Below are 8,683 nucleotides of genomic sequence, written 5' to 3'. Positions count from 1 at the left end.
GACGCAACCTCGGACCGGCCGACAGTCGGAGCTACATCCGTCAAGCGAAAGTAACATCCTCAGGTGAGGCAATACGACGGATCGACTTTCGACGCCGAGGTCGCACTGAAGGCAACTTCGATCCGATCGTCAGCAACTGGAACCGGCGAACTCCAGCCGAAGATGGCCTCGCTTGCGGCCCATGGCGTCAGGCGGTCGACCTGGGAGCGAATCATGCCATCGAGAAAGTCGGCCGCCCGCCCTGGGAAGTCGAGCAGACGAGTCATGACATAGTCGGGCGGCAATTGTACCTCGACACGGCTGCCCTTAAAGGCTGCGCTCCACTGCGCCGGCAATGGCGGCTCTGGCGTGCCGTGCTGAATACGGAAGGCGAGAATTGTCGGAGCGTGGCTGTCTTTCGATGCAGCCATGCTCGCGGTGAATGTGCCGTCTGCATTCTCGTCAAGCTGGATGCGGCGCTGACGCACCAGCCTGTCCGAGACACTGTCGACCGCACCGGCAATCGCCGCGATCCATTGCTCGAACCATTGCCTGGTCTGCGCGATCATCGCCATCAAGTGCTCCCGCGGCGCGAAACGATGTTTCGCGGTGCGACGTCATCTTGCCAGGACAGCACCCGATAGGGCTCGACCTTGTCGCCCATGGCGATCACGACCTCCGAAGTGGTACGGCGACCATTGCGGAAGCGGATCGTGGTCTCAACGCGATAACAAGGGCTCGTCGCGGTCGAAGCATCGTTCTTCGCCGAATCGGACGGTTGCGACGCAGGCCGGGCGGCGTTCTGCGAGGCCGAATTACCCCTGAACGGATCTTGCTTGTTCGCAGATTTGTCTGGCATGGCCTCGATGACCTCCGGCGCCGCGATCGCCGGATCGACATCGGGAGACCCGTTGAACACCGTAACGAAAGGCAATGCACGCTCCGCCAGCGCGGCCGGCAGGCCTACCACCAGCGCCAATTCATTGACGTGGGTAAACGGCGCCTGCCGCGGCGAGTAGCCGGCCGAATTGTAACGCGCTTCCTCCTCGTTGGCGCTGCCGGGAACGGGCCGGGTTCGCCAGCCGACGACCCGATCCGCATATTCGATGGCCGCATCCTTGCCGGCGCCGAGCGTGGTAAACAGGCCTGCCAACATTTCCTTGGGAGCGAGATTCAGATCGATGCGGGCGGCCTCCGAAGTGAAGGCGACCTGGACGTTCGCATCATCCATACGGAAGCGAAAGGCTCCATGCGGAGGCTTTGTACGTTCGTCCGCCAGCGCCAGTTGGTAGGCGGTCAGCTCGAGACTGGCGGATACCAGCGCCTCGGTCTGCAGCGCGGTCTCGTTGACGGCGATCGCCCGCGTGGACGCCGATAAATAGGCGGCAAAGATCATTGCTAGCGATGACAGCGCCGCCAGAATCCAAAGCACGGTGACGATGACGAAGCCGCGTTCGCCTGAGGATCTACGTGCGGTGATCGCTGTCATCACGTCCTCCGGGCTCGGCAGCACCTTGCGCGTTGCCCTTGTTGTCGTCGCATTTGCCGTCCGGCTTCGTGCAATCGCTCGGCAATTGCACATGAACCGGCGCGATCGTCGAGACCGACAGCACGCGCTGGCTCGCGGCATCACGCACCGTCAGCTTGATCATCGTCGGCAGCCGGTCCGCGTTTCGCCACGTGCTTTTCCAGACGTGATCGGGACCGGCATAGGCGAATGATAGACGAAAGGGCGCGCGCAGCAGCACCACCGGGTCGCCGAGATGCGTTTGTTCCGACAGCGACAGCCCAACGGGCAACGGCGTGAAGCGCGCCCGCGAGCGGACCGTGACGAACTCGCCGCGATCTTTGGTTTCGCCGAGACGCACCACATCGAGCCCTGGCCCGGCGTTCGGGCCTACCGCCGTTCGCACGAACATGACAGACAATTCCGATCCGTCGAACAGCGGCCGGCGCGAGTCGCGGTTGGCGGGAACGAATTCGGCAGCGGCTAGGTCCGCGGCAATCCGCTCGAGCGCAATGCCTGTCAGTTCGCTGCGCTGGATCCGGCCAAATCCCTTGTTCCAGTTCGGCAGCCACTGCGCGGTGATGGTCGCGAGCGCCGACAGCAGTAACCCCATCAGCGCCAATGCGACGATGGTCTCTATCAACGTAAATCCGCTGTCATGCGCGCGTCGCTTTACCGATGCCGGGCTCATTCTGATGGCCTCGGCATCAAGCGCACGGTCCGAACATCGGACAGCGCACCAGTGGGCGACCTGACGCGAATGCGAACCAGTTCGGGCGTCCATGGCACATTGGCGCCTGGGACATTCCAATCGTCGCCAAGCGGACTGACGTCGATGGTCCAGCGATAACCCTCGGCCTGACCCGTCGAGGTGCCCTGCTGCAATTCCGAGCGAGGCGGAACACCCACCGTCATCAAGGTGCGCGCCGCCTGCATCAGCGCCACATGCTGCTCCAATGCCCGCACGCCGCGCATGTTGCCGGCCGTTACGGTGCCGATCGCGATAATGGAAACGGCCACCACCGCCAGCGCCACCAGCACCTCGATGATCGTGAAGCCCGCGTCGGGGCGATCAGTTGGTGGCGGTGTCACGGGAAACAACCTCGACCCTTCCGGTGAGCCAGTTGACGCGGATCTCATAGCCGGCATCGAACCGCGTCAGTGCGATGGATCCGCCACATGAGCTGCCGTTGGCGAAGAAACGAATGGTCGACAGCGCAGCCTGCCGTTGGCAGGTTTGCGGCAACAGCGCATCGAAGCGTACGTCCTCGGGAATGCGGACCGTCGATCGCGACGAACCGGAATGGATCACGCGGCTCGGCGCGTCGACCAGCGTCGCAATGCTGGTATTGCGATTGATGGCGGCGTTGCGGTCGGCTTTCAGGAGCGTCGCGGTCTGCAACGCATAGGCCTGCAAACGCGACCGCGACGTCTGGCGTGGGATGAACGGCAGCAGCACGGCAGCCAGCAATGCGATGATGGCGAGCACACACACCATCTCCAGCAAGGTGAAACCGCGCTGCGTGACGTCATTCATCTCGGGAGGCTGTCGTCTTTTCGAGGGAAATGTCGGCGGAATTGCCGCTGCCACCCTCCTGGCCATCGGCGCCATAGGAGACGATGTCATAGGGACCATGCTCGCCGGGTGACCGATAGACGTAAGCGTGATTCCAGGGGTCCTTCGGGACATTGCCGCCCTTCAGATACGGCCCATTCCAGGCGGCAAGCCCCGGCGTCCGCTGCACCAGCGCGGCAAGACCTTCAGCAGACGAAGGAAACCGGCCGGCGTCGAGATAGAACAGGTCGAGCGCGCTCGAGAAACTCTGCAGTTGGATGCGCGCGGCCTTGACCTTGGACTCGCTGAGATAATTGAGCACACGCGGACCTATCAAGCCTATGATCAGGCCGATGATGGCAATCACGACCAACATCTCGACCAGCGTGAAACCCTCTTGACCGCGATAGGCGTGCTCGCGTCTCTCGCGGGCGGCGCCTTGATCCAAGCGAGTGACGAGCAATTCAGAAATACTCTTGAGCGCAATCATGATGTAACCCTTGCTCTTAACCGACAAGTTGCGTGACCGACAGCAGCGCCGTCATGACCGACACGATCAATCCGCCGACGACCGTACTGATCGTGATGATCGCAAGCGGTCCGACGATGCCGACGATACGGTCAAGGCTGCGCTGCAGTTTTGCTTCGTAGAATTCGGCGACCCGTCCCGCCAGGACCGGCAATTGCCTCGTCTCTTCACCAAGCCGAAGCATGCGGACCGCCATCGGCGGCAGGCTGTTGGCAACGGCAAGCGCCTCCGACAACTTCCCGCCATGCCGGACGCGATCGGCGGCGGCCGTCCAGCTCGCTTCGCTTCCTGTCACCGCCATGATGTCGACCAGGATACGCAAGGTGGCCGTGAGATTGACGCCGCTGCCGAGCAGGACACCAAGATTGCGGCAGAACAGGCTGGCGCGATAGAACTGAAAGATATTGCCGATAAGGGGGAGCTGCGACAACCCGTTCACCATTGCCGCGCGCACGCTTGCCTGGCGAAACAGCCACCAGACGATCGCGATGACCACAGCCGCGATCAACATGGCTGCCGTCGCATTGGCGCGCAGGAAATCGGACAACTGGATGAAGGAGGCGAGCGCCGTATCGGACTTCGCGCCGAAATCGCCGAGCACGGTCGAGAATTGCGGCAGCACGAACAGAAGAAAGAACAGCATCACGCCCGACGCCGCAACCAGTACGAAGGCGGGATATTGCATGGCGTCAGTGAGCTTCCGCCGCATCTGTTCGGAACGCGCGCGCTCCGCGCCCAGCATTTCCAGCACGGAATCGAGCGTGCCGGAGACTTCGCCGACGCGCACCAACGCACCATACATCGGTGGAAACAGGTTCGGATGATCGGCTACCGCATCGGCGAAACTCTCGCCGGCAAGCAGAGCCGCCCGGATCTTCGCCACCACGGGGCGCATCCGTCCCACATCGGCATCGCCGGACAGCAGTTCGAGGGCATCGTCGAGGCGCGCGCCGGCCTTGAGCAGCAGCGCGAGGTCGCGTGTGAACGTGGTGATCTCGGCGGCGCTCGGCCGGCCAAACAGGCCGTGACCTCCCGAACTGTGGGACGCCCGCTTGTCTTCGATGGTTTCGATCGGCAGCAGCCGCAGATATTCGATCCGGCGCGCGACCTCGGCGGCCGTCGGCGCGCTGATCGTGCCGTTCACGATCTCGCCGTTCTGGGTCAGGGCGCGGTAGCGGAAATTCGGCACGTGGTCACCGCATGGTCGTGACGCGGAGAATTTCGGCAGGCGACGTCAGCCCGGCGCGGCACTTGGCGATGCCGTCGTCGAGCATTGTCGTCATCCCCGCACGGATCGCCATCGCATCGATCTTCAGTCCGTCGGTCTTCTCCCCGATTAGTTCGCGCAGTTCGTTGGAGACTTCGAGCAGCTCGAAAACACCAAGCCGGCCGCGATAGCCGGTGCCGCCGCAACGTTCGCACCCGCAAGGCTCCTGGATCGTTTCACCGGCGCGGAACTCGAATGCGACAAGCCGCGGATCCTCGGCAAAATCGGCGGGCCCAAGCGTCCGTCCTGATTTGCAGCGTTCACATAGCTGCCGGACAAGACGCTGTCCGATCACGCCGCGCAGCACCGAGCGGAGCAGATAGCCCTCGACGCCGAGGTCGAGCAGGCGCGGCACCGCCGCGGCCGCCGTCTCGGTATGCAGCGTCGTCAGCACCAGATGGCCGGTGAGAGCGGCATGGATCGCGACATGTGCGGTCTCGGAATCTCTGATTTCGCCGACCATGATCACGTCCGGGTCCTGGCGCACGAACGAGCGCAGTGCGGTAGCAAAGGTCAGGCCGATCACGGGCTTGATCTGGGATTGATTGACGCCGGGAATTTCGTATTCCACCGGATCTTCAATCGTCAGGATCTTGCGCGTCGGCTCATTGAGGATCGAGAGGATCGTCGCAAGTGTCGTCGTCTTGCCGCTGCCGGTCGGACCGGTGATGACGATCATGCCGTGCGGCAATGCGAGGAGCCGCCGCAGCTTACTTTCGTCGGATGCGGAGAATCCCAATTTTTCCACGACCAACAATCCGCGATCCTTCGGCAGGATGCGAATGACGGCCGATTCGCCGTGCTGCGTCGGCATGATCGCGACGCGAATATCGATGTCGGCGCGCCCTGCCCGCAACCGCGCCGCACCATCCTGAGGCAGCCTGCGCTCGGCGATGTTGAGATTGGCGATGATCTTGATGCGGGAGATGACGGCTTGCGGCAGCACGCCGGATAGCGCCGCCACCGACCGAAGCAGGCCGTCGATGCGCAGGCGGACCACGAGGCTGGAAGCGAACGGCTCGATGTGGATATCACTGGCGCGAAGTTCAACGGCCTTTTCAAGCAGATCATTGACCGCGCGAACCACCGGCGCGCCGCTCGCAAGATCGCGCAAGCTCTCGATGTCGTCCTCGCGCGGCAGCGTTGCCGCCGGTCCGGCCGCGTCCATGTCATCGACGTTCAGCCGTTGATCCAGGACGACCGCAACGTCCTCCGAGGTTGCGATCTTGATCATGACGGCAGTGCCGAGCACGATCTGCGCCGCGCGTTGCGTCGCCTGATCGGTCGGATCGACGACCACGAGCGTCATCGTTCCATCGGAGGTGGTGCACGGATAAACCATGGTCTCGCGCAGGAAGCGCTGCGAGAACGACGCTGCCAGCGGCGCCGCCGACATCATCTCCTGCAGGGTCATGCGTCCGAGCTCGAAAAAGCGGGCGGCCTCGTCGGCAAACTCGGCGGGCGAGAGATTGGTGATCTCCCAAACCTTGTGGTGACGGCGATCGGAGCCGCTCTGTCCCGCCGGATCCGTCTCACCATCAACCGGCGTCAAATGCTTGTTCTGACGGAGGTAGTCGACGAACTGCGAGGACCGATCGCTGGCCATTTCGTCTTATCCGTCACATTGGTTTGGAGCAGCGCGGACGTCAGGCGTGTTGTTATCGATCCGAAGTATGACAGGCATACGAATGCGGCGTTTGCTCATCGCTAAAGAAAATTTTGAGACTGCCCTCCCCGATTTGAATTGCTGCCTCATTTTCATGCTTCGGCGTCCATCGCAGAATGGTAGCCAGGGCAACAATCACGCAACCAATTTATTTCTGTCATGTTCGCTCGCTAATAATTCGAGGGGACAGGGGCGGATTGTCGAACATCCTCCAGTCGGAACTGGCAAGAAGTTATGGTGCGCGTAGGCAAGCTGGGCCGCTACCAACGGATTCGCGGCGGCATTGCCGCCGCTTTTGCATTGCTGTCGCTGGGGCTGTTGGCGTCCTGCAATTCCGCAACGGTTGGCGGAGGCGTGGATGCGGCTCAAGTCGACATCTCCGACAAGGTACGCTCGCTTGATCTGTTGCCACGGCAATCGCAACCCGTGAACGCCTTGGGCGCCGCTGGCGCTCAGAATGGCAGTGTTCGCGCGGCGATGTATGAGGGAGCCGAAGTCACGGCGGTGTCGGACGAGCGGCTGCAGCCGACAGCGAACGGCAACGGCTTCGATCTGAACTTCGAGAACACGCCGGTTGCGACCGTCGCCAAGGTCGTGCTCGGCGACATACTGCATGTCGGCTACACCATCGACCCGCGGGTGCAGGGCACGGTGAGCCTGGTGTCGGTCCGTCCAGTGCCGAAGTCGGACATCGTGTTCGTGCTGGAAAATGCCTTGAGATTGAGCGGCGTCGTGCTGCTTCGCGATACGACCGGCTACCGGCTTACGCCACTCGGCGACGCGGTCGGCGGCGGCCGGGTCGATACGGCAAGCGGCAATCCCGAACCCGGGTTCGGCGTCTCGGTCGTGCCCTTACAATATGTGTCGGCGCAAACCCTGCTCAAGCTGATGGACAGCTTCGCCACCAAAGCCGGCGCCGTGCGCGCGGATACGACACGAAATCTCATCCTGATTCAAGGAACCGGCGCCGAGCGCCGCACCGCGGTCGATACGGTGCTGAGCTTCGACGTTGACTGGATGCGCGGCCAATCCGTCGGCATATTCCCGATCTCGAGCGGCTCGCCGGCGCCGATCATCGCCGAGATGGAGAAGATCGTCGATTCCGGCGAGAACGGCCTCAGTCAGAACATCATCAAGTTCCTGCCGATTGCCCGCCTCAACGCGGTGCTGGTGGTGACCAAGAAGCCGGACATGCTTCGCACGGCGGCGACCTGGATCAAGCGGCTTGATCGAAACGATACCGCGCGGACCACTGTCCACGTTTATCGCGTCAAGTTCGGCGATGCCCGCCAGATCGCGCGGGTGTTGACGGATATGTTCCTCGGCGGATCGTCGTCGAGCGTGGCCGAGAGCGCCGACAGCCAGATCGCGCCGGGTTCCGGAATCGCGGCAACTTCGAGCGCCGGGGATCGGCTCTCGCTCAACGGCAACTTGGGATCAAACACAAATGGCGGCTTTGCCTCGCGCGGCAATCTGAGCATGAATGGCACGCCGGGCCTCGGTGGCAACGGGGGCCTCGGCGCGCAGCCTGCCAGTCCCAATCAAAACGGCGGTGGCGCTCCGCTCGACAGCGGCCGCGGTTCCGGAAACGGCCAGCCCATGATGCAGGACGTGCGGATCACGCCCGACACCGTCAACAATACGCTGCTGATCTACGCCGACCAGGCGAACTACCGGATCATCGAATCCACGCTGGTACAGATCGACCAACCGCAGTTGCAGGTCGCGATCGATGCGACGATTGCCGAGGTCACGCTGAACAATACGTTGTCTTATGGCGTGCAAGCCTACCTGACGAGCCGGAATGTCGGGTTGAAGCCGAACACGGGCTCCGTTCTCAACACCCAGGCCACCGCGGCGCCGACGACAATTACCGACCCGACGACCGGCGCGGCCACCGTCGCCGGATCGGTCACCAACGCTTTCATCAATCGGGCCTTCCCCGGCTTCAACTTCCTGATCGGGTCGGAAACCCAGCCCAGCCTGATCCTCGATGCGCTGCATGCGGTCACCAGCGTCAAGGTGCTCTCCAATCCGTCGCTGGTGGTGATCAACAACCAGGTGGCGACGCTGCAGGTCGGTGATGTCGTCCCCGTGTCGACCGTAGGGCTATCGCATATGGGCGAGGGCGCGGAGAAGGAAGTCGTTGTTCCATCTGGCCTGGAGCATTTTGTGGCTGA

9 protein-coding genes are annotated in these 8,683 nt (G+C 62.7%); 1 reads left to right on the top strand and 8 read right to left on the bottom strand.

Annotated features, from left to right (window positions below):
• Positions 1–59 precede the first annotated feature (59 nt).
• Genes AAFX91_RS35970 through AAFX91_RS35935 form a run of 8 tightly spaced genes read right to left on the bottom strand, consistent with a single transcriptional unit; the run spans position 60 to position 6,443 of the window.
• Entirely contained in the window at positions 60–554 is a 495-nt protein-coding gene (locus AAFX91_RS35970; RefSeq protein ID WP_394569687.1) for a hypothetical protein, read from the bottom strand.
• Positions 554–1,468, bottom strand: coding sequence for a general secretion pathway protein GspK (locus AAFX91_RS35965; RefSeq protein ID WP_394569686.1), 915 nt, complete (start codon positions 1,466–1,468; stop codon positions 554–556). Before AAFX91_RS35965 ends, AAFX91_RS35970 begins: the two co-directional genes overlap by 1 nt.
• Positions 1,446–2,177, bottom strand: coding sequence for a type II secretion system protein J (locus AAFX91_RS35960; RefSeq protein ID WP_394569685.1), 732 nt, complete (start codon positions 2,175–2,177; stop codon positions 1,446–1,448). The genes AAFX91_RS35965 and AAFX91_RS35960 overlap by 23 nt, the downstream gene beginning before the upstream one ends.
• A complete protein-coding gene (locus AAFX91_RS35955) occupies positions 2,174–2,578 on the bottom strand; it encodes a prepilin-type N-terminal cleavage/methylation domain-containing protein (RefSeq protein WP_394569684.1) in 405 nt (134 codons plus the stop codon). Before AAFX91_RS35955 ends, AAFX91_RS35960 begins: the two co-directional genes overlap by 4 nt.
• On the bottom strand, positions 2,559–3,023 hold the full coding sequence (locus AAFX91_RS35950) for a type II secretion system protein (protein WP_130580406.1): 465 nt from the start codon (positions 3,021–3,023) through the stop codon (positions 2,559–2,561). Before AAFX91_RS35950 ends, AAFX91_RS35955 begins: the two co-directional genes overlap by 20 nt.
• Positions 3,016–3,531, bottom strand: coding sequence for a type II secretion system major pseudopilin GspG (gene gspG / locus AAFX91_RS35945; protein WP_394569683.1), 516 nt, complete (start codon positions 3,529–3,531; stop codon positions 3,016–3,018). The genes AAFX91_RS35950 and gspG overlap by 8 nt, the downstream gene beginning before the upstream one ends.
• Positions 3,532–3,547: 16 nt before the next feature.
• Positions 3,548–4,759, bottom strand: a complete 1,212-nt coding sequence (locus tag AAFX91_RS35940) for a type II secretion system F family protein (RefSeq protein ID WP_394569682.1) — start codon at positions 4,757–4,759, stop codon at positions 3,548–3,550.
• A gap of 4 nt (positions 4,760–4,763) precedes the next feature.
• Positions 4,764–6,443 carry a GspE/PulE family protein gene (locus AAFX91_RS35935; protein ID WP_394569681.1) on the bottom strand — a complete coding sequence of 560 codons (1,680 nt, stop codon included), beginning with the start codon at positions 6,441–6,443 and terminating at the stop codon, positions 4,764–4,766.
• A 294-nt stretch (positions 6,444–6,737) separates the two neighbouring features.
• Here AAFX91_RS35935 and AAFX91_RS35930 point away from each other — a divergent pair.
• A partial coding sequence (locus AAFX91_RS35930) for a secretin N-terminal domain-containing protein (RefSeq protein WP_394569680.1) occupies positions 6,738–8,683 on the top strand: 1,946 nt, incomplete at its 3' end.

Source organism: Bradyrhizobium sp. 31Argb, from assembly GCF_043638955.1.
GTDB lineage: Bacteria > Pseudomonadota > Alphaproteobacteria > Rhizobiales > Xanthobacteraceae > Bradyrhizobium.
The sequence above is the reverse complement of the archived record's forward strand: the minus strand, read 5'-3'. Positions and strand labels throughout refer to the sequence as shown.

What these genes read in the sequence shown, in the direction of transcription:
- AAFX91_RS35935 (WP_394569681.1), bottom strand. Translation starts at nt 6,443, where the DNA reads ATGGCCAGCGATCGGTCCTCGCAGTTCGTCGACTACCTCCGTCAGAAC.
- AAFX91_RS35960 (WP_394569685.1), bottom strand. Translation starts at nt 2,177, where the DNA reads ATGAGCCCGGCATCGGTAAAGCGACGCGCGCATGACAGCGGATTTACG.
- gspG (WP_394569683.1), bottom strand. Translation starts at nt 3,531, where the DNA reads ATGATTGCGCTCAAGAGTATTTCTGAATTGCTCGTCACTCGCTTGGAT.
- AAFX91_RS35965 (WP_394569686.1), bottom strand. Translation starts at nt 1,468, where the DNA reads ATGACAGCGATCACCGCACGTAGATCCTCAGGCGAACGCGGCTTCGTC.
- AAFX91_RS35970 (WP_394569687.1), bottom strand. Translation starts at nt 554, where the DNA reads ATGGCGATGATCGCGCAGACCAGGCAATGGTTCGAGCAATGGATCGCG.
- AAFX91_RS35950 (WP_130580406.1), bottom strand. Translation starts at nt 3,023, where the DNA reads ATGAATGACGTCACGCAGCGCGGTTTCACCTTGCTGGAGATGGTGTGT.